The organism is Sorangium sp. So ce362 (assembly GCF_051519845.1).
Taxonomy (GTDB): domain Bacteria; phylum Myxococcota_A; class Polyangia; order Polyangiales; family Polyangiaceae; genus Sorangium.
This window is the reverse complement of sequence record NZ_CP150332.1, coordinates 7,333,991-7,355,430: the sequence shown is the minus strand read 5'-3', so window position 1 is coordinate 7,355,430 and position 21,440 is coordinate 7,333,991. Positions and strand designations below refer to the sequence as shown.

The 21,440-nt window shown below is 70.6% G+C and carries 10 protein-coding genes; 4 read left to right on the top strand and 6 right to left on the bottom strand.

The window, feature by feature from the left end; translation table 11 throughout:
- Window positions 1-18: 18 nt before the first annotated feature.
- The 5 genes from WMF17_RS27970 to WMF17_RS27950 form a co-directional block, all read right to left on the bottom strand.
- A complete protein-coding gene (locus WMF17_RS27970; RefSeq protein WP_437644148.1) occupies window positions 19-630 on the bottom strand; it encodes an SCO family protein in 612 nt (203 codons plus the stop codon).
- Window positions 627-2,612 carry a YncE family protein gene (locus tag WMF17_RS27965; RefSeq protein WP_437644147.1) on the bottom strand — a complete coding sequence of 662 codons (1,986 nt, stop codon included), beginning with the start codon at window positions 2,610-2,612 and terminating at the stop codon, window positions 627-629. Before WMF17_RS27965 ends, WMF17_RS27970 begins: the two co-directional genes overlap by 4 nt.
- The gene (locus WMF17_RS27960; protein WP_437644146.1) at window positions 2,609-7,342 is read right to left on the bottom strand and encodes a copper oxidase; all 4,734 of its coding nucleotides are present in this window, start codon (window positions 7,340-7,342) and stop codon (window positions 2,609-2,611) included. Before WMF17_RS27960 ends, WMF17_RS27965 begins: the two co-directional genes overlap by 4 nt.
- A gap of 435 nt (window positions 7,343-7,777) precedes the next feature.
- Entirely contained in the window at window positions 7,778-12,511 is a 4,734-nt protein-coding gene (locus tag WMF17_RS27955) for a multicopper oxidase domain-containing protein (protein ID WP_437644145.1), read from the bottom strand.
- A gap of 522 nt (window positions 12,512-13,033) precedes the next feature.
- Window positions 13,034-13,255 carry a hypothetical protein gene (locus WMF17_RS27950; RefSeq protein WP_437644144.1) on the bottom strand — a complete coding sequence of 74 codons (222 nt, stop codon included), beginning with the start codon at window positions 13,253-13,255 and terminating at the stop codon, window positions 13,034-13,036.
- Window positions 13,256-14,070: 815 nt separating this feature from the next.
- Between WMF17_RS27950 and WMF17_RS27945 the strand changes: the two genes are divergently transcribed.
- The 4 genes from WMF17_RS27945 to WMF17_RS27930 all read left to right on the top strand — a co-directional run bounded on the left by WMF17_RS27945 (window position 14,071) and on the right by WMF17_RS27930 (window position 18,694).
- Complete coding sequence (locus WMF17_RS27945) at window positions 14,071-14,601, top strand: hypothetical protein (protein ID WP_437596211.1); 531 nt, start codon at window positions 14,071-14,073, stop codon at window positions 14,599-14,601.
- A 240-nt stretch (window positions 14,602-14,841) separates the two neighbouring features.
- Window positions 14,842-16,584, top strand: coding sequence for a type IV pilus twitching motility protein PilT (locus WMF17_RS27940; RefSeq protein ID WP_437644143.1), 1,743 nt, complete (start codon window positions 14,842-14,844; stop codon window positions 16,582-16,584).
- Between the two features lies 1 nt (window position 16,585).
- Window positions 16,586-17,656, top strand: coding sequence for a type IV pilus twitching motility protein PilT (locus WMF17_RS27935; protein WP_437596209.1), 1,071 nt, complete (start codon window positions 16,586-16,588; stop codon window positions 17,654-17,656).
- Between the two features lie 222 nt (window positions 17,657-17,878).
- The gene (locus tag WMF17_RS27930) at window positions 17,879-18,694 is read left to right on the top strand and encodes an arylamine N-acetyltransferase family protein (protein ID WP_437596208.1); all 816 of its coding nucleotides are present in this window, start codon (window positions 17,879-17,881) and stop codon (window positions 18,692-18,694) included.
- A gap of 130 nt (window positions 18,695-18,824) precedes the next feature.
- Here the strand turns inward: WMF17_RS27930 and WMF17_RS27925 are convergent, their stop codons facing one another.
- On the bottom strand, window positions 18,825-21,296 hold the full coding sequence (locus WMF17_RS27925) for a LamG-like jellyroll fold domain-containing protein (RefSeq protein WP_437644142.1): 2,472 nt from the start codon (window positions 21,294-21,296) through the stop codon (window positions 18,825-18,827).
- Window positions 21,297-21,440 lie beyond the last annotated feature (144 nt).

The window sequence follows — 21,440 nt, the reverse complement described above, 5'->3', positions numbered from 1 at the left end:
AGATGACCCACATGCACCTCACGGCTTGTCGTTGATGTGATCCACGAGCTGCACGATCGTCTCGGGGCGCTCGGTGGCGAGCGTCTTCAGCCACATGCCGGTCGTCACGTCGCCGATGAGCAGCGTCGAGGTGTGCTCGTCCGGCTTCTTCGTGAGCCCGCCGAGGCGCCCGAGGACCTTCTCCACGTTGTCCGGGGTCCCGGTCAGGAAGCGCCAGCCGTCGCCCGCGCTGAACTTTGCGGCGAACCGCTTGAGCACCTTCGGCGTGTCGTTCACGGGGTCGACGGTGATCGTGAGGATCGCGACCTCCTTGCCGGCGCGCTTGCCGAGCAGGGCCTGCACGCGCGCGAGGTTCGCCGCCATCGTCGGGCACGCGCCCTTGCACGAGGTGAAGGCGAAGTGGATGAGGACCTTCCGGCCGCGCAGGAGGTCGGTGTAGAACCGCCGCGCGCGCCCGTCCTGATCGACGAGCTCCGTGTCGGTGAAGTACGCCGCGGCCGCGGCGTCGTCGCCGGCGGGCGAGGCGCCGATCCGGGCGCGGGTCCGGTCCGGCACAGGCTCCGCGGCCGGGCTCGCGCACGGCAGCGCGAGCGCGAGCGCCGCCGCCAGCAGGGGCGCGGCGCGCCTCATCGCCCGCCTCCCGCCGCCGGCGCGGCGCCGGGCGAGCCGGCGTGGAGATCGACGAACGGCAGCGCGCCGAGCGGGGCGTTGCGCGACTCGGCCTCCACCAGGAAGCGGTACTGGCCGGGCTCGGGGGGCGTGAACGTCACCGAGAAGGCGCCGTCCGGCTCGGCGCGGGGCCGCACGATGTCTCGGAAGCCGACCGGGAACTGGAAGATCATGACGTTCATCTCCTTGGCTTCGAGGGGCGGCGCCGAGGCCTTCGGCCTCGCGTGGAAGCGCAGCGTCGCCGGCTTCGAGACCTCGATATCGACGCTGCCGTCGAAGAGCGGCTCGACGGTGAGCCCGGGCGAGCGGTCCTCGGCCGGGACGGCCGACGGCGCGACGGTCCCCTCGAGGCACGCGGCGAGGCGGCGGCCGCCGAGCAGGAGCTCGACATCGTACGCGCCCTCGTCGCCGAGCCGGACCGTGGTGGCGTACACGCCGGGCTGCACCTCCTTGAGCGAGCGATCCTCGATGAGCGCCGCGCGGGGCTCTCGCCCGTAGTTCGAGAGCGTGCCCATCGGCGCCATCATGCCCTCGACGTAGTAGTAAAGGGCCTTGTCGGCCGGGCTCGCGACGATGGCGCCGTTGCCGTCGGGCACGACGGCGAACGGCGCGGCGCTCCCGACGCCGTTCGCCGTCCGGGGTGCCCCCTGGCCGACCTGGACCTCGACGACCGCCGGCTTGCCGGGCCGCTCCAGGGAGGGCAGCTCGACGAGCGAGACCCTGCTCTCGCCGAGGTTCCTCACGTAGGCGAACGTCTTCGTGAAGGTGATCGCGTCGGGGCTCGCGAAGCCGGTGAGCGTGTGCGCGAGCGCTCCCACGGAGGCGTCGAGGATCGACACCTCGCCCTTCGCGGGGTTCAGCGCGAAGGCGAAGCGGCCGCCCGGCGCGAACTGGATCGCGCTGACGCCGGCCTTCACCGCGATACGGCCGGCGACGGCGCGGCGCTCGGCGTCGAGGATCACGACCTCGCCCTTGGCCTCGTTCGCCACGTAGACGGCGCCGGCGGCGTCGCTCGCCGCGACGGCGACGGCCCCCTCGCCGATCTCGATCTCGGCGACGGGCTCGAGCGTGCCGGTGTCCACGGCCGTGACGGCGCCGGCGTCGCGGCTCGTGATCCAGGCGGTGCGCCCGCCGTGCGAGAAGGTGATCTCGTGATGTCCGGCGCCGACCTGCAGCGTCTTCAGCACCTCCGCCACGCGCGCGTCGACGACGCTGACCGTCCCGTCGCCGTCGTTTCCGACCCACACGGTGCGCCCGTCCGGCGCCACCGCGATGCGCATCGGCGCCGCGCCGACAGGCACGTTGGCCGCCACCAGGCTGCGCCTCGTGTCGACGACGGCGAGGCCTCGCCCGTTCTGGAGCGTCACGTAGAGGCGGCTCCCGTCCGGGTGGAGCGCGACCGACGTGGAGCCGGCCGCGAGCGTGACGAGGCTGCGCAGCTTGCTCCGATTGAACGCGAGCTGCGGGTTGATGACCGACAGCGTGTTGTCCTCGTTCTGGGTCCACAGCAGGTAAGCGTTCATGTCCACGTCAGGGCGGACGGCCATGAGCCCGCCCATGAAGCTCTTGATCTTCTCCTGGCACCCCGCCTCGTCGGGCGGCGCGCCCGCGCGCCTCGTCATCCACGCGAGCGGCGACAGGTCGCGCGCGGGCGCGCCCGTGGCAGCGTCGGTGATCGTGAAGACGGCCGTCGCGTCGGAGCGCGCCTCCGGGCGCCCTCCGGCGCCGTGGAGCGGCCGGAGCTCGAAGGCGATCGACAGCCCCTCTCGCTCGACCCGGCTCACGTCCGGACCTGGTTCGCCTTCGCCGCGGGCCTCGACGGGGGCCGGGGCCGGATCGGGGGGTGGGGGAGGCGGCTCCCGCCGGCCGCAGGCCAGCGCCACGACGGCGCCGAGGAGCCCTGCGGTCAGCGGGAGGCGGCGCGAAGCGCTCGAGGGCCTCACGGCACCACCCGGAAGAGGCCCCAGAGCCCGTTCGCGAGCATGGGGGTCGACTGTTCGTTGTAGAGCCGGTCGCCGGTGACGAGGAGCTCCCCGCCTGCCGGGAGGAACGGGACGATATTGCGGTGAGTCATGGGTCCTATGGGGTTCTCCACGGCGAAGTTCAGCACTTCGCGGTTCTCGCCGATGCGCCGGGAGCGCTCTCCTTCGGCGAAGGGGTTGTGCGGCCACGCCGTGTTCCAGAGGCTGAAGGCGTGCTGGCGCCGGTGGCCGGACGGCTGCACGATGCGCAGGCGGACCTTCTGGACGGCGCTGGCCATGAAGATCGGCGTCACCGGGTCGCCGTGGACGCGGGAGCTGAAGATATCGCGCAGGTTCTGGCCATTGAGCGCCTCGCTCGCGAGCTCGGGCCTGATCCCGAGCCGCGCCCAGAACGGCTCGGTGCGGTAGTTGAAGGCCTCGTGGCCCGTGTCCTCCGCGTCGTCCTCGCCGTCCTGGTTCCGGAGGGCCGTGCCGCAGTTGAGCCGCGGATCGAGGCACCGGAACCTCGGGTTCCGCGAGTGCAGGCCGACCTCGTCCTGGTAGACGGCCACGAGGTCCCGGAACGAGCGCGTGGCTCCATGCTCGTCCGTGAACACGACGTCCGCCTGGGCGTGGGTGCCCGGATCGCTGCGCCAGGCGGCGCCCTGGGGCTCGATGATGAGGGCGCCGACGGCGCCGTGCATGCCGTGGTTCACGACGTCGGCCATGTCCCTGAGGTTGATGGCGCCGTACTCGACGGCTCGGGGCTCGACGGGGCCCGACGCGCCGTCTCGCTGGGAGAGCTCGCCGGCATACCAGGTGTACTGGCGGAATTCGCCGGGGGCGACGGTCTGCCCCTCGTTGAACCCGACGTTGGCGCCGTCGTCGGTCCTGACGTCGTAGGCGACGAGCTGCGGGTGGAGCGAGACGTGGTTCGAGGGCCGCACCTGGTTCGTGTTGAAGCCGTCGACGATCGGCGGGCTGTAGTTCCAGTGCGGCGTCTTGGGCAGCTCGAAGGGCAGGTCGTTGACGAGCGTGACCTGGATGCAATCGCCGGCGGCGGCGCGCAGGATGAGCGGCTCCGGGGCCCGGCGCCCGGCGCGGAGATCGGGCAGATCCTCGGCGCGGACGAACAGGATGGCGTCGGGGTCGTAGAGATCGAACACCTTGTTGTAGATGAGGCGGCCGTCTGGCAGGTTGCCCTTCGCGGTGATCGCGTGGACGACATACCTCGTGACCGGCGCGCTCGCCGGGCAGGTCTCGAAGCCTCGCTGCGCGCGCGGTATCCAGCGCGGGTGCGAGGGCAGCGGCAAGAGGCCCGGCGCGCCGTGCGGCCTCACCCTGAGGAGGCCCCAGACGCCGTCCCACAGGTCGTCGGTGGGCGCGCTCTGGTAGAGGTAGTCGCCGGCGCCGATCTCGCCGAGCGCGGCGCCCGATCCTCCGAGCCCGAACGCGAAGTGCTCGGAGAGGCCGATGGGCTGACCGTTCGAGTAGCCGCTGTCCGGATCGTCGATCTCGGTGAGCCACCGCTGGCCGTGAATCGAGAAGACGTGCTGTTCCTCCTGCGCGCCCTGGATGAGGCGCACCCGGATGTCGTCTCCCTCGTTGGCGAGGAGCAGGGGCGTGAACGGGTCGCCGTGGACTCGCGAGCTGAACACGTTGTGCATCTCGCCCACCTCCCCGGGCTTCTGCCGCACGCGCCCCGTGCCGCAGTCGCGCTCGGCGATGCGGAGCGGGATCGGCTCGTTGCGGTAGTTCATGAGCTGTCCGCCGGGGTCGCGCGCCGAGATCACCTCCGGGGCGAAGATGTCGCGGTGGTCGACCGCGAGCGGGAGCGGCGCCTCCTCCGTGGTCGGCGGGTTCACCGGCCGCCCGCACTCGTCGAAGAGGAGGGCAAAGTCGGCGAGCGCGAGGTTGAACTCCCGGAACGGCGCGAGCGAGGAGCCGCTCGGCGGGAGGATGTCCGCGCGGAAGCTCGTGGGCCCGCCGTCGGCGCGCGAGCCGAACACGACGCCGGTCTCCGGATCGCGCCAGACCGAGCCGCGCGGCTCGATGATGAGGGCCAGGTAGAGGCCGTGGTGCTGGTGCGACGAGGGACCGAAATGGTCGTGGGACAGCACGGTGTTGAGGGTGCGCTCCACGTTCTGCTGGTTCAAGATTGGATCGGCCCACCAGCGCTGAACGGTGGTCTGCAGCCCGAGCACCGGGCTGTAGATGCGCGGGTGCGGCCGCGGGGTCAGCGCGACGCGCGCGCCGTGCTCGCTCAGCGTGCCGTCGGCGGCGAGGGCGCCGCCGACGGCGTTGGCCGCCTCGATGCGCTGCACGACCTCCTGGGCCGCGAACGTGCCGTCCTCGTAGTTGAAGCCGTTGGCGCCGCCGTCGGAGGAGGTGATGTCGAACTTCACGAGGTGGATGTGCTGGCCGATGATGTCGGTGGGCGTGAAGATCTGGAACGGGTCCTCTTTCAGCGCGTCGGGCATGAGGTTCGTCGTCTCCGAGACGACGCATTCCCCCGAGTTGGCGCGGAAGAACAGCGGCTCAGGAGGCCTGACGCCCGACAGGGTCGCGTGGATGTCGTCCTCGAGGACCATGAGGCGCATCTGGGCGTCGTGCCATCCGCGCCCGTTGACCACGCCGTCGATCTGGACGAACGCGCTGCGGTACCTGCGCTCGGGTGTCCCCTGCGGGCAGGGGTTCGTGTAGAACGCGCCCGGCGCCGGCGGCTGGCCGTTGACGGCGAACTGCGACAGAGCGCCCTCCGGCGTGAACGCAGGATAGACGCTCGTGGGGAACCCACCGCTCATGACGGGTCGCGCCCCCGGGAACCGGCCGGAGTGGAACGCCTGGGCCGACAGCTCGAAGGGGGTCCCTTCCTGGGGGAGCAGCTTGAGGTTGGCCGCCTCGAGCGTCACATCGAACCTGCCGCGCTCGCCGAGCACCGCGCCGTCCGGCGGCACGCTGGTGACGACGTGGCGCGGGAGCCCGCCGTCGGCGGCGAGATCGAGCGGTGGCTGAGGGGGCCTGTGGCCTTCCAGGGCAGCGATGTAGAACGGATACCCCGGCATGGGCGGACGCGCCGCGATCGCGCCGTCGGGGAGCTGCACGGCGGTGGACGCGTAGGTCGGCATGGGCGGCATCGCGAGCTCGGGGATCGGCACGACGGCGGGCGTGGGCGTCCCGTGCTTGATCTCGCCGTCGGGAAGGAGCCGGTCGCGCGTGCCGGCCTCGAAGACATCGTGGTTGCGGAGGAGCCCCCACATACCCTGCGTGAAGTGAGGATAGAGGTGGCAGTGGAAGATCGCGTCTCCGGCGCCCAGGGCACGGCCGCCAGCCCGGCCGATGTTGTAGGTGAAGGCGCCGCCCGGGCCGATGCTCTGCGAGTCGATCGTGCTGCCGTTGTCGTTGTTCGGCGCCCGTAGCCACTGGTGGGCGTGCAGGTGGAAGACGTGGGTCTCCTTCGGCCCTGCGTGGAGGTTCCTGAACCAGACGGGGTCGCCGAGGTACGCGTGATGGACGTTCGAGGGGTCGTCGGGGAACAGCGCCTGGATCGCGTTACGGTTCCTGTCCCGCTCGACGATCATCGCCGGATCCCCGTTGGGCCAGGAGCTCAGGAAGAACTCCTCGAACTTGCACTCGATACACTCCTTGCTGGGGCCGAGCCTCGCCCGGTTGGCGAGGAGAATGGAGCCGAACCCGGAGGCGCCGTAGTTGATCCCGAAGCCGTCGCGCACGCCCTGGAACGCCTCGTCCTGCTCGAGCTCCGGGAACGCCTGGACGACGTTCAGCTCGTCGTGGAACAGGACCGTGAGCTCGCGGAAGCGGCCTGGAATCAGCGGGGGCGCACCGTCCAGCTGGCTCGCCTGGTAGCCGGCGATGATCGCGTTGAGATCGCCGTGCACGATCTCGTCGCGATCGTTGATCATCCTGAGGATCGGCTCGCCGTGCCCGTCCACGGCGTCGTAGTCGAGCCTGGGTGTCCCGTCGGGGTTCGGCGTGGGCAGCGAGGCGGCCGCGAGCTCCTCGGCCGTGACCTGCGACCGGTACGCGACCGCCCACGGGGGCTCGACGTGGACCGCGCCGAACAGCCCCTGGACGATCTGCCCGCCGTTCCCCTGGCCGCCGGCCATGGCGCCGGTGCTATGCATGAGGAACGTCCCCTCCCGGTTGGCGAAGAGCTCGTAGACGCGCGTCTCGCCGGGCTCGGCGAGGGAGTCTGGGCTCCGCCCGACGTTGCCGCCGAGCGACTCGATGTTCGCGATGTCGAGCCCCGTGACGTGCACGGACGCGCTCCTTGTCCTGGGAGAGTCGTCCGGACGCCTGCCCGGCGCGAGCAGGTTGGTGAACCTGATCTTCAGGCTGTCGCCGACGTTGACGCGCAGCACGAGCGGCCTGGGTCGCTTGCCCGGGCGCAACCTCGCGTTGCCCGGGCCGAGCGGCTCATCCGGCCGGATGGGCACGACATCCCGCGCAAGCGCGTAGATCATCCCCGCCGGGTTGAAGGACCCGAATCGGTTGTACACGTAGACCTGATCGAGCGCGACGACATCGGCGTATACGGTCCTGCCGCTCGCCCGCGCGCCGTGAGCCCCCGACTCGGCCGCCAGGTCCGCGGTCTCGTCCTCTGCCGGCGGAGCGCCTTCGTCGGCGCAACCCGCGAGCCCGAGCACCACCGCAGCCCAGCCGAGAGCTCCAAGCAGCCTGTTCGAAATCAACGTTTCTCTCCTCGGCATGCCCCACCTGCACGCCTGGCTTCGGACATCGAGCATGTCCCACGCGCACCCACAGGAGATTGGAGCGTGACCGTCCCCGAGATCGGCCGAGACCATCAACCTGTGTTGTGGCTCACAAATCTGTCGGCGTACCCTATCGGGGTCAATGGATTTCGCCGCTCAGGCCGGCATCTCCCGCGGACAGAGCGAACTCGATGTCGAGCTCGGGTGGAGACGAGAGATCCGGCGCGTACGAAACCGTGTGTCTCGGCGAAAGCTCGTTTGACCGGCTCGCGTGCGGGCTTACCGTGTCTCGCGTCTGCACGGCGCCGCGCCGGCGTGGAGGAGGCCGCCTCCGCCGAGCGCCGGCCGGCGCCATGGTAGGCTGAATGGATCAGCGATCGGCGGGAGCCGGCGTGGGGAAGGCGGTCACGGGGTCTACCGCGTCACCCGGAAGATGCCCCAGAGCCCGTCCGAGACCTTGAAGCTCGGCTGATCGAGGTAGAGCCGGTCGCCGGGGACGGCGAACCTCCCGCCGGCTCCGGAGAACGGAACCAGGTTGTGGTGCGTCATGGCGCTGATGGGGGCCTCGACTCCGATGTTCAGCACCTCCGGGTTCTCTCCGATGCGGCGGGAGCGCTCCCCCTTGGCGAAGGGGTTGTGCGGCCACTGCGCGCCCCAGAGGCTGAAGGCGTGCTGGCGCCGGTGGCCGGACGGCTGCACGACGCGCACGCGCACCTTCTGCGTGGCGCGGGCCGTGAAGATCGGCGTCGCCGGGTCGCCGTGGACGCGGGAGCTGAAGATGTCGCTCAGGTCCTTCTCGTTGAGCAGCACCCTCGCGAGCTCGGGCCTGATCCCGAGCCGCGCCCAGAACGGCTCGGTGCGGTAGTTGAAGGCCTCGTGGCCCGTGTCCTCCGAGTCGTCCTCGCCGTCGTAGTTCCGGATGGCGGTACCGCAGTTGAGACCCGCATCGAGGCACTGGAACCGCGGGTCGCCCGAGTGCAAGGCGACCTCGTCCTGAAAGACGAGCACGTGCTCCCGGAACGAGCGCGTGTACCCGTAGACATCCTTGAAGGTGACCTCCGCCTGCGCGTGGGTGCCCGGATCGGCGCGCCAGGTGGCGCCCTGGGGCTCGATGATGAGGGCGCCGACGGCGCCGTGCATGCCGTGGTTCACGACGTCGGCCATGTCCCTGAGGTTGATGGCGCCGTACTCGACGGCCCGGGGCTCGACGGGGCCCCACCTGCCGTCCTTCTGGGAGAACTCTCCAGCATACCACGTGTACTCGCGGGAGTCGCCGGGGGCGACGGTCTGCTCCTCGTTGAACCCGACGTTGGCGCCGTCGTCGGTCCTGACGTCGTAGGCGACGAGCTGCGGGTGGAGCGAGACGTGGTTGGACGGCCTGACCTGGTTCGTGTTGAAGCCGTCGACGATCGGCGGGCCGTAGTTCCAGTGCGGCGTCTTGGGCAGCTGGATCGGCAGCTCGTTGACGAGCGTGACCTGGATGCAGTCGCCGGCCGCGGCGCGCAGGATGAGCGGCTCCGGGGCGAGGCGCCCGGCGCGGAGGTCGGGCAGATCCTCGGCGCGGACGAACAGGATGGCGTCGGGGTCGTAGAGATCGAACCTCTCGTTGTAGGTGAGGCGATCGCCGGGCAGGTTGCCTTTTGCGGTGATCGCGTGGACGACATAGCTCGTCACGGGCGCGCCCTCCGGGCAGGTCCGGAAGCGCCGCATCCCGCGCGGCGCGCCCGGCGATTCGGGCAAGGGCAGCAGGGCCGGGTCGCTCCGCGGCCGCACCCTCATGATCCCCCAGATCCCGTCCCACAGGTCGTCGGTGGGCGCGCTCTGGTAGAGGTAGTCGCCGGGGCCGCTGTCGCCCCGCGCGGACACCGGGGGCGTGAGCCCGAACTCGAAGTGCTCGGAGAGGCCGATGGGCTGACCGTTCGAGTAGCCGCTGTCCGGATCGCTGAACTCCTTGAACCACCTCTGTCCGTGGACCGTGAAGACGTGCTGTTCCTCCTGCGCGCCCTGGACGAGGCGCACCCGGATGTCGTCGCCCTCGTGCGCCGCGAGCACGGGCGTGTACGGATCGCCGTGGACGTGGGAGCTGAACACGTTGTGCATCTCGCCCTCTTCGCCCCGCTTCTGTTTCACGAGGCCCGTCCGGCAGTCGCGCTCGGCGATGCGCAGCGGGATCGGCTCGTTGCGGTAGTTCATGAGCCCGCCGCCGGGATCGGCCGCGGAGATCACCTCCGGCGCGAGGACGTCGCGGTGGTCGACCGCCAGCGGGAGCGGGGCCTCCTGCGTGGTCGGCGGGTTCACCGGATCGTCGCACTCGTCGTAGAGCAGGGCGAAGTCGGCGAGCGCGAGGTTGTACTCGCGGAAGGGCCGCTGCGTCGAGCCGGCCGGCGGGAGGATGTCGGCGCGGAAGCTCGTGGGACCGCCGTCGGCGCGCGAGCCGAACACGGTCCCGGTCTCGGGGTCGCGCCAGACCGAGCCGGTCGGCTCGATGACGAGGGCCAGGTAGAGGCCGTGCTGCTGGTGCGACGAGGGGCCGAAATGGTCGTGCGAGAAGGAGGTGTTGAGGGTGCGATCCTGGTCCTGCTGGTTCACCACCGGATTGGCCCACCAGCGCTGCGTCGTGGTCTGCAGGCCGAGCACCTTGCTGTGGATGCGCGGGTGCGGCCGCGCGGTCAGCGCGACGCGGGCGCCGCGCTCCTCGACCGAGCCGTCCGCGGCCAGGGCGCCGCCGCGGTTGTTGGCCGCCGCGATGCGCTGGACCACCTCCTGCGGCGCGAACGTCCCGTCCTCGTAGTTGAACCCGTTGGCCGAGCCGTCCGAGGAGGTGACGTCGAACTTCACGAGGTGAATGTGCTGGCCGGCGGTATCGGTCGGCGAGAAGATCTGGAACGCGTCCTGTGCCACCGCGTCGGGCATGAGGTTCGTCGCCTCGGAGACGACGCACTCCCCCGAGTTGGCGCGGATGAACAGCGGCTCCGGCGGCCGGGCGCCCGACAGGGTGGCCTCGATGTCGTCCTCGAGGACCATCAAGCGCATCTGCGGGTCGTGCCACCCGCGCCGGTTGACCACGCCGTCGAGCTGGATGAAGGCGCTCCGGTACAAGCGCTCCGGCGTGTTCGGGGGGCAGGGGTTCGCGTAGGGCGCGCCCGGCGCCGGCGGCTGGCCGTTGACGGCGAACTGCGACGGCTCGCCCTCCGGCGTGAACGCCGGATAGGCCTTCGCGGGGAACCCGTCCGTCGTCGTGACGGACGTGGCCCCCGGGAACCTGCCGGAATGGAAGTCCTGAGCCGCTCGCTCCTCGGGCGTCCCCTCGTTCGGCAGCAGCTTGAGGTTGGCCTCCTCGAGGTCCACATCGAACCTGCCGTCTCTGCCGAACACCGCGCCGTCCGGCGGCACGCTGGTGATGACGTGGCGCGGGAGCCCGCCGTCGACGGCGATGTCGAGCGGCGGCTGAGAGGCCCTGTGGCCCTCCAGGGCAGCGATGTAGAACGGATACCCCGGCATCGCCTTCCGCACCTCCTTGCCGCCGCCGGGGAGCTTTACGACGGTGGGCTTGTAGGTCGGCATGGGCGGCATCGCGAGCTCGGGGATCGGCACGACGGCGGGCGTGGGCGTCCCGTCCTTGATCTCGCCGTCCGGCAGGAACCGGTCGCGCGTGCCTGCCTCGAAGACATCGTGGTTGCGGAGGAGCCCCCACATGCCCTGCGCGAAGTGGGGGTACAGGTGGCAGTGGAAGATCGCGTCGCCGGGCGTCAGGACGCGGTTGCCGCCCCTGTTGATGTTGTAGGTGAAGGCCGCGCCCGGGCCGATGCTCTGCGAGTCCAGGGTGATGCCGTTTTCGTTGTTCGGGGCCTTCTGCCACTGGTGCGCGTGGAGGTGGAAGACGTGCGTCTCCTTCGGCCCTGCGTGGAGGTTCCTGAACCAGACGGGGTCGCCGAGGTACGCGTGATGGACGTTCGAGGGGTCCTCCGGGAACAGCGCCCGCTTCGCCTTGCCGCGCCTGTCGCGCTCGACGAGCATCGCCGGGTCGCCGTTGGGCCAGGAGCTCAGGAAGAACTCCTCGAACTTGCACTCGACACACTCCTTGCTGGGGCCGAGCCTCGCCCGGTTGGCGAGGAGGATGGAACCGAGCCCGGAGGAGCCGTAGTTGACCCCGAATCCGTCGCGCACGCCGTGGAAGGTCTCGTCTCGATCGAGCTCCGCGAACGCCTGGACGGCCTTCAGCTCGTCGTGGAACAGCACCGTGAGCTCGCGGAACCGGCCTCTCGCCACCGGGGATCGGCCGTCGAGCTGGCTGTCTTCGTAGCCGGCGATGATCGCGTTGAGATCGCCGTGAACGATCTCGTCATGGTCGTTGATCATCCTGAGGATCGGCTCGCCGTCCTCGTCCAGCGCGTCGTAGTCGATCCTGGGTGTCCCGTCGGGGTTCGGCGCGGGCAGCGAGGCGGCCGCGAGCTCCTCGGCCGTGACCTGCGACCGGTACGGGACCGCCCCCGCGGGCTCGACGTTGACCGCGCCGAACAGCCCGAGGACGGTCTGTCCGCCGTCCCCCTCGCCGCCGGCCATCGCGCCGGCGCTGTGCATCAAGAATGTCCCCTCCCGGTTGGCGAAGAGCTCGTAGACGCGCGTCTCGCCGGGCTCGGCGAGGGAGTCGGACCCCCGCCCGACGTTGCCGCCGAGCGACTCGATGTCCTTGATCTCGAGCCCGGTGACGTGCACCGACGCGCTCCTTGTCCTTGTCGAGTCGTCAGGACGTCTGTCCGCCGGCCTGAGCAGGTTGGTGAACCTGATCTTCAGGCCGTCGCCGACGTTCACGCGGAGCACGAGCGGCCTGGGTCGCTTGCCGGGGCGCAACCTCGCGTTGCCCGGGCCGAGCGGCTCGTGCGGCCGGATCGGCACGACGTCCCGCTTGAGCGCGTAGATCATCCCCGCGGGGTTGAAGGACCCGAATCGGTTGTACACGTAGACCTGATCGAGCGCGACGACATCGGCGTATACGGTCCTGCCGCTCGTCGGATGGTCGTTCAGCTCCGAACCTGCAGATTCATGACTTTCTTCCTCGAGCGCCTCGACGCCCGGGTCTCCGCAACCAGCGACGCCAAGCGCCACCGCAGCCCAGCCGACATCTCCGAGCAGTCTCCGACTGATCAAGGTTGTTCTCTCCTCGGTATGGGCGTACCCGCGCGCCTCGCCCTGGACGCCGAGCGCGTCCGTGCGTCTCCACTGCGCCGGATCGCGGCCGTCCGCCGTGGACTGGCCGCGCAATCCGGAGAGCGATCCGGGTGAGCGACTTTGTGACTTTGTGAGATCGCCGTCAAATAGAATTGGTCGCGTCTGGCCCGGCTCGGTCGCCCCGCGTGGATTACGAGATTTACCGGGATCGTGTCGTCGGTCCGGCCCGGGGGGGCCGGGAGAATGGATACCGCTGGAAGAGCGATGAGAGGTGGAATGAAAGGTGGAATGAGAGGTGGAACGAGCGGTGGAACAGCGGCGGCAGCCGGCGAACATCCGCTCCACGTCGGCGTTGCTGTCCAGGTGAGGGAGCGTGTCGCCCATGCACACGGCGAGCTCGCAGGGACGCCCCGAGCGCTCCAGCGCATCGAGGGGATCCCCTCGCACGACGTCGACGGCGAGCTGCCCGCGGCGCGAGGCGAGCTCGGCGAGGGGCCTGTCCTAGGTGTTCACCGCCGTCACCCGGAAGCCGAGCTGCGCCAGCGCGAGGGACTGAAGGCCCGAGCCGCCCCCGAGGTCGATGGCCTCCGAGGGGCCCTCGGGGCGCACGCCGAGGCGCTCGAACAGCGCCCGCTGCTCGGCGACCTTGGCGTCGTAGTCCCCGAACATCCTGGAGTAGTGCTCGGCGAGGAGGCTGTCGTCGTGATCGGCGACCGTGGGCATGGCTCTCCTCCTCCGCGGTCATCCTACAGCCGCGCGGCGCGCGGCGCGCGTTACCAGGCGCGCGCGCGCGTTACCAGGCGTCAAGCGTACATGGACGCACGGGGGCGCACCAGAATCGCCTGCGTTCGAAAATTTCTGTTCTGCTTTGACGGAGCCATGATATCTTGATTGAAACGCGACTTTTACTCCGACATCGATTTTCGCGTCGGCGATGTTGGAAGGCAACGGGGATGATCCCGGAGCGATGTTGAAGAGGGAGAGGTCGCGGTGCTGTGCGCAGCTGGTTTCGTCGGACGGGTCAGAATGAGATACGGCGAGCTTGGACCGAGCGCGCCGGTCGCTCGCGCGGGCCTCTCGCTCATCGAGAGCGCGCCTCGCGCGAAGCGCGCTGACCTACCCGTGGGCGGAGCCAGCCAGGCGAGCCGGAGAGCCCAGGCGAGCGGTCGAGCCGGGTAACCAGGCAGCCGGAACGAGGACGCGAGAACGGCGGGCGAGCCAGAACAACAGGCAAGCCGGATGACCGAGCGAGCTCGGGCGAGCGCGCGGTGCGCTCCTGCGTGCGCCGCTCCCCCCCCCGGAGGTTGATCCGCCTCGCCGGGGCGGCCAGCACCGGAGTCCGGGATCTTTGATGCCGGTGGTGATGCTGGTGATGCTGGTGATGCCGTGGCGGCGGTGACGCGCTCCGTGAGACAGAGAAATGAGTTGCGGAGAGTGTCAGTCTCGTGCAGGATGAGAAGTTTCATGACCGGGGAGTTTGCGGCCTCGCCGGGTGGACGAGGGCCGTGGGGTCTCATTGGAACGAAGGAGCGGAGTGCATGAAGACGGTTGTTGGTTGGCTCTCCAGGTGCTCTCGATCCCTCGTCGCGGCCGGTGCGGCCGCGCTCCTCTCTGCCATGCCGATCGCGGCCTCGGCAGAGCGCCCGGTCGGGCCGCGGCAGCCCGCGCCCGGAGGCGCGCCGGCGGCGGTCGGGGCCGCGGAGAGCGCGGCTCCGGCAGAGCTCGCCCGTTCGTCCGGTGCGGGCGAGTGGGACAGCTACTCCGTGGAGGTCTATGGCACGCTGGTCTCCCGAGCGGGGAAGGTCGCGACGCTGCTGCCGCTCGTCGCCACCACCGCGACGCCGGTCGCCGCAGGGACGAAGGCGGTGCTCTTCCGCAGGATCGGGGACCCCAAGGGCGCGAGTCCCACGAAGTGGGTCGAGATCGCCAGGGTGACCATGAAGAAGATCGAGGTGACCGGCAACATGCAGCTCACCATCGACTCGGAGGAGCAGGCGCCGGCCGGGGAGAAGGGCAAGGCGCCGGGCCACTTCGTGAAGGGCGCGCGGCTCAAGCTCGCGATCCAGTAGCCCCGACATCGCCTCTCGGCTGAGCGCGCACGCGGGCGTGCGCTCGCGCTCGGTCGCGCCGCGCCGCGGCCGGCGCGGTCGTCGTCGCCCGGGGGGGGGCGGCGCGCCGTCGGCGCGGCCTGCGCGGGCCGCGCGCGGCGCGGGTGAGGCCGCCCTCCGGATCTCGCCGTCGCCGGACGACATTTTGGAACGCCGCGCCTCATCGTTGATAGAGTCGCCTTGCGGAGACGAGCGACTACGATGAACGCCCTTCGATCCTGGCTCTCGCAACTGAATCGCCCCGAGGTGACCGAGTTCGCCGTGGCCACGGGGCGCATGCCCAGCGTGAAGATCTCGGGCGCCTTCCAGGCGGTCGATCCCGGCGCCCTCTCCACCGAGGACATCCTCTCGCTCCTCAGCGCCCTCGGCGGCGGCCGCTTCATCGAGGCGCTCGGCGCGAAGCCATCGCAGTGGCACATCCGCATCGAGGGCATCGGCGCCATCTCGGTCGTCGCCGCGCGCCAGGGCGACCTCGTGCACGCCCGCATGACGCGGATGCAGCCGTCGTCCGCCGCGCCCGGGACCGCGGCCGCCGCGCCGCCGGCCCGCCCTTCGCAGCAGCTCTCCATGCGGGAGCACCTCCCGATCGAGGAGGTGCAGCGCCCGCCGCCGCGCGATCCGGACGCGAAGAGCACGAGCTCCTCCGAGATCGCGCTCGACCTCCGCGGCGCCCCGCCGCCGCCGGCCGAGCCCCGCGCCGCCGCGCGGGCGGCCGCGGCGGGCCCGCGCGCGCGGCCCTCGTCCACCGACATCCGGGCGGGCGCCCTCGACGGGTTGCTCGCCATGGCGCGCGATCAGGGGGCGAGCGATCTCCACCTCGTCGCCGGCCGCCCGCCGCTCCTGCGGGCGGGGGGCGAGCTCGTGCCGCACGGGGAGCCGCTCGACCCGGCGGCCGTCGAGTCCCTCCTGCTCCCGCGCGTCCCCGCGCGTCTCTCTCCGGTCCTCGCGAGCGAGGGCTCCTGCGACTTCGCGCTGGAGCTCGGCGCGCTCGGCCGCTTCCGGGTCAACATCGCGCGCCACCGCCAGGGCTACAAGGGCTGCTTCCGCCTGATCGCGCGCAGCATCCCGACCCTCGCGTCGCTCGGCATGCCCGACGCCATCGGGCTCGCCACCCGCCACCATCAGGGCCTCATCGTGATCACCGGGCCGACGGGCCACGGCAAGACCACGACGCTGACCGCGATCGTCGACATCCTGAACCGCGAGACCAGCCACCACATCATCACGGTCGAGGATCCCGTCGAGTTCGTTCACGCGCGCGGCCAGGCGATGATCAGCCAGCGCGAGGTCGGCACGCACACCCGCTCCTTCGAGAACGCGCTCAAGGCCTCGCTGCGCGAGGACCCCGACGTCATCGTCGTCGGCGAGCTCAGGGACACGGCGACGGTGCGCATGGCGCTGGCGGCGAGCGAGACGGGCCACCTCGTCCTCGGCACGATGAACACCCCGAGCGCGGCGAAGACCATCGATCGGCTGATCGATCTCTTCCCGCCCGGCGATCAGCAGCAGGTCCGCGTCACCCTCGCGGGCGGCCTCCGGCTCATCGTCAGCCAGCGGCTGCTGCCGAGCACGGACGGCAAGCGCATGATCGCCGCCGCCGAGCTCCTGCCCGGCTCGGTCGCGCTCTGGAACCTCATCCGTGACTCCAAGACGTTCCAGATCCCGAGCCTCCAGCAGCGGGGGAAGGGCCTCGGGATCATCCGCCTCGACGACTCGCTGGCCGAGCTCGTCCGCGCCGGCAAGACCACGCTGGAGGCCGCGCTCGCGGTGGCCGAGGCGCCGGACGAGCTCGAGGCGGTCCTCGCCGGCAGGAGGCAGCCCGTGCTCGCGCCGGACAGGAGGCCTCCCGCCTCGCCTTCCGAGGCGTCGAGGCCCGCCGTCACCGAGGCGGGCAAGGGGCTGTTCGAGCGCGCGGGCGCGCTCTTCGGGAAGAAGGGAGGCTAGCGTGGCCAGGATCGATCGCCTGTTCGACGAGCTCCTGTCCAGGAAGGGCAGCGACCTGCACCTCGGCATCGGCTATCCGCCGCTCGTCCGCGCCCGCGGCGAGCTCCTCGCCCTGCGCGACACGCCCCTCGACGCGGCCGAGATGGAGGCGCTCCTCTTCGAGATCACGACCTCCGAGGAGCGGCGGCGGATCGTCGACGAGCTCGACCTCGACTTCGCCTATTCGTACGCGGACAAGGCCCGTTTTCGCGCCAACTACTTCTACAAGACCACCGGGCTCGCGGCCGTCTTCCGCACCATCCCGAGCAAGATCCTCTCCCTGGACGACCTCGGCTGCCCCGAGACCATCCGCCGGCTGTCGGAGCGGCCGAGCGGGCTCGTCCTGATCACGGGGCCGACCGGCTCCGGCAAGTCGACGACGCTGGCGGCGATGATCGACCACATCAACCGCTCGCGCGCCTGCCATATCCTCACGATCGAGGATCCGGTCGAGTTCGTGCACAGCCCCATCCGTGCCCAGATCACGCACCGCGAGGTCGGCCCCGACGCGGGCAGCTTCGCGAGCGCGATCCGCAGCGCCGGGCGGGAGGACGCCGACGTGATCCTGATCGGCGAGCTCAGGACGAACGAGACGATGAAGCTCGCCTTGCAGCTCGCGAGCTTCGGCGTCCTCGTCTTCGGCACCGTCCACACGAACAGCGCCGCCGCGACGATCGACCGCATCATCAACGCGTTCCCCGCCGACGAGCAGCTCCAGGTCCGCGGCATGCTGTCCGAGAGCCTCGCCGCGATCATCGCCCAGCAGCTCCTCCGCACGAAGGACGGCGCGGCCCGCGTCGCCGCGCACGAGATCCTCGTCGGATCCAGCGCGCTGTCCGCGATGATCCGCGAGGGGAAGACGTTCCAGATAGCGAACCTGATGCAGGCCGGCCGCTCCGCCGGCATGCAGACGATGGACATGGCGCTCGAGCGGCTCGTCAAGAAGGACACCATCTCGGTCCAGGCGGCGCTCGAGAAGGCGATCGACAAGGACACCTTCCAGAGGCTCTTTCCCGACGCGCAGGGGTCGTGACGGCGCGCTGAGCCGGGAGGACGTTAGAAGGCTTGATGAAGGAGCGGAGTTGAACCGCCAGGGCGCCAAGAGGGCGGACTGCAAGTATAGCTGAGCGGCGACGCGGGCTCGCGCGTGCGGGAGGGGAGGACGGCATCGCGCTGGCCGCCCCGTCCGCCCGGGCGGCGGAACTTCCGTCTGGCCCGCCGTTGGTGACGGGCGTATCCTTGCTGGACGGACCCGATGCATCAGCCCGCACAGGACATCGCCTCGCTCGACCTCGACGCCTATCTCGCCCGCATCGGCTACCGCGGGGCGCTCGCCGCCACGCGGGAGGCGCTCGATGCGCTGCACACAGCGCACGCCCACTCCATCCCTTTCGAGAACCTCGATATCCTGCTCGGCCGCCCGATCCGCATCGACCTGGCCAGCGTGCAGGCCAAGCTCGTCGGGGCGCGCCGCGGCGGCTACTGCTTCGAGCAGAACACCCTGTTCGTCGCGGCGCTGCGCCGGATCGGATTCAAGGCCACGACGCTCATCGCGCGGGTGCGGTTCCAGCGGAGCGACATCGGCCCGCGGACTCATATGCTGTCCCTGGTCGAGCTGCCCGAAGGGCCGTTCGTCGCGGACGTCGGCTTCGGCGGTGCGGGCCTGACGCAGCCCATCCGGCTCGTCGAGGGGGAGAGCCAGGTGCAGGCGCACGACGTGGTCGGCCTGCGCCGGGAGGGCCCGTTGTGGGTGCTCGAGTCGAGGGCGCGCGAGCCGTGGCAGGACCTCTACGCGTTCACGCTCGAGGAGCACTTCCCGATCGACTACGAGCTGGCGAACCATTACACGTCGAGCCACCCGAGCTCGCTGTTCGTGAGCAATGTGGTCGCGGCGCTCCCCTCGCCGGAGGCTCGTCTGACGCTGCGCAACCGCCAGCTGGGGGTGCTCCGGGGCGGCCACTTCGAGCGCTTCGAGCTCGGCGACGCCGAGCTCCTCGACGTCTTGAAGAGCCGCTTCGGGCTGGAGCTCCCGCCCGGAGCGCGGCTCTCCTGCGCGGGCCTCGACGGCTGAAGCGGCGGCGCATCGAAGGGGGGTGTCCGGCGCTCGCCGTCGCGGAGGCGGGGCGCGCGCTCGTGCTGGGGGCGGCGGGCGCGGCTCCCCGGCCGCGCCGCCGCCCCTCTCGCGCCGGGGCTTTAACGGGTCAGTGCACGCGCCCGATGCCGCGGCGGATGAACGCCGAGCGGCTCGCGGCCGGCGCGGCGCCCCGCGCCGCGGCCGCGGCGCCTGCGAAGGTCGGGACAGGTTCGCAGACGAGCGCCTTCAGATCCGCATTGCGGCGCCCGAGATCGTTCAACGTCCGCGGCTCGCCGGTCACCGGATCAGGGATGTTGATGCCCGTCATGAAGCCCGACAGCGAGGTCTCGTTCCCGAGGAACCTCGGGTTCACGTGCAGGAAGCCCGTCCCCGTCTCCTGCGCCCCGTGGCACCCGTTGCAGGTGTTGAGGGAGAACTTGTGTCGCGCCTCGTTGTTGAGGATGCCCGGGGCCGTCCACGCCGTCAGGTTGTTGAACGACGAGCCGCCGAGGAACGGGCTCCCCTGGAACGTCTCGGGCACCGTGTGCTGCTCCGCGACGATCGCCGCCTCGTTCTGGTTCACAAAGTCCGCGAGCGTGGCCGACCCGTCGAACGTGATGTCCGGCGTCAGCTTGACGGTCTCCGGGCGCAGGAAGCCCGTCTGGGCCGAGAGGACGAACTCGCGCAGCTCCCACGGGGACGCCAGCGCGATCTCGTTCGTGCGGAGCTGCCCGAGCGAGCTCCCGTTCGGCCTGCCGGGCGCGGCGTTCCGGCCCGCGAACTGCGTGGTGATGTCCTGGAGTGCGGCGTTGTACTCCTCGGACGGGAAGGGCAGGCTGCCGAGGGCGTGCCAGGAGTTCGCCCAGTCGAGGACGTCCGCCTCGGTCGACGCGGGGAGCTTGTACTCCAGGATGATGGTGAACTGTTGCGGGAAGCCCTGGCTGACGACGCCGAACACGAACCTCCCTTCGCCGGCGTGACCTTCGGCGAGGTTCCGCACGTCGATCCGGTTGACGATGCCCAGCAGCAAGAGCGGCGCCTGCTGCAGGTCGAGGGACCCGTCAGGGCTCCTCGGCCACTCGTCGAGCACGACCTGTTGAATGAACGGGCGCGCCGGCAGCGTGAACCCGTTCACGACCTGATCGGTCAGCCAGGTAGTGAACATCTGCTCGACCATGGCCGGCGCGTCTGCGGGCGTGGGCGCCATGTCCTCCATGAGGCGCGCGAACGTCCACGCGCCCGTCCGGGGGTCTCCTGGCGGCCCGTCGAACGTCGTGCGGAGGGGATCCTCGACCACGCTGAGGTCCTTCACGAAGATCTCGCGGCTCGTCCGGACGAAGCAGCCCGTGGGCTCGGCGAGCTCGAAGTTGAGGGCCCCTGAGCCGACGATGAACTCGGGCGAGTTGAAGTTGATCACGTCGAAGGGGAGCTGGTGGGCGCCGGGGTCCGCGTCCTCGGTGCCGGTCACGGTGGCCGCGAACGTCGCCGTGCTCCCGGGCGGGACGCCGGGGAGGAACTGGGGATCCACGAAGGCGTTGATGCCCGGCGACTGGCTGAAGAGCTGGATCAGGTAGTCCCCCGGAACGCACGCGCCGACGTCGTTGTTGGTGACGGCGATCTGGTACGTCACCGGCGTGTTCGGGGCGACCGGGCCGCTGCTCTCCGGCGTGACGGTGAACGTCGTGGGGCGGCTGAGGCAGGAGAGCTGGGCGATCTCGTTGCCGGTCGTCGGGGACGCGGAGACCCACACCTCGTCGATCAGGCCCTTGAAGCGCTGCTGCTTCTGCGGGTTGCTGCCGATGTGGATGGGCGCGTTGATGTCGGCGATCGTGCCGATGGCGCTGATCTGGCCGACCTGCTCGCCGTTCAGGAAGAGCCGCACGAACCTGCCGTCGTAGATGCCCGCGACGTGCGTCCACACGTTGGCCTGGATGGGGGCGCGGGAGGTGATCGTCCGCCCGTTGGTCAGGGTCACGGCGAACCGCGCCTGGTCATTCCGGATGTCGAGCGAGAAGCTAGTGTCTCCGCCGCCCCGTTCCTGCACGATCGTCCGCACCGCCGACCCGGACACCGAGGTCGGGTTGACCCACGCCGCGACCGCGAGGTTCTGTCCGAACGTGAAGCTGGGATTGTCGTCGGCGGCGACCGTGTCGTTCTTGCGGTCGAAGGAGATGGCGAGGCCGCTGACGCCCTGAGCGCACGCGGCGCTGGCCGAGCGGGAGGCTGTCATGTCATTGCCTGACGAATCGAGCAGATCCGACGTCGAGCTGTCGCAATCGTCGAACTGCCAGAATCCGACGGCCGGCGGCCCGACCGGGGGCGGATCGACGGGTCCGCCGCCTGTGCCGCCGCCGACGCCGGTGCTGCTGGTGCCGGTGCCGAAGCCGCCGGTGCCGCCGCCGCCGACGCCGACGCTGACGCTGACGACGCTTGACGCGCTGACCGCCTCGTCGAGCGCTTGTTCTGCATTGTCGAGTGAGCCTTCATCGACGCCATAGCTTCCGCATGCGGCGGCGCCGAGGGCGAGCAGGGCGAGGATCGCAGCCGAGCTGGTGTTGATTGCATGGGGGTGGGCGAAGCCGAAGGAGAGTTTCCGCATCTGCGTTCTCGTTAGGTAAGAGTTGGCTGCACGAGCGCCTTCCGGCCGCAGCTTGTTCTGTGACCGGAGGCGCGAGCAGGTGTCTGTCAGACCCGACCGGGCTGTTCGGGTTTGGGTGCTGGTGCAGAGCGCCTGCTTGGCAAT

Excerpts from the sequence above, each read along its gene's own strand:
- WMF17_RS27940 (WP_437644143.1), top strand. The coding sequence starts at position 14,842 with ATGAACGCCCTTCGATCCTGGCTCTCGCAACTGAATCGCCCCGAGGTG.
- WMF17_RS27925 (WP_437644142.1), bottom strand. The coding sequence starts at position 21,296 with ATGCGGAAACTCTCCTTCGGCTTCGCCCACCCCCATGCAATCAACACC.
- WMF17_RS27945 (WP_437596211.1), top strand. The coding sequence starts at position 14,071 with ATGAAGACGGTTGTTGGTTGGCTCTCCAGGTGCTCTCGATCCCTCGTC.
- WMF17_RS27930 (WP_437596208.1), top strand. The coding sequence starts at position 17,879 with ATGCATCAGCCCGCACAGGACATCGCCTCGCTCGACCTCGACGCCTAT.
- WMF17_RS27970 (WP_437644148.1), bottom strand. The coding sequence starts at position 630 with ATGAGGCGCGCCGCGCCCCTGCTGGCGGCGGCGCTCGCGCTCGCGCTG.
- WMF17_RS27950 (WP_437644144.1), bottom strand. The coding sequence starts at position 13,255 with ATGCCCACGGTCGCCGATCACGACGACAGCCTCCTCGCCGAGCACTAC.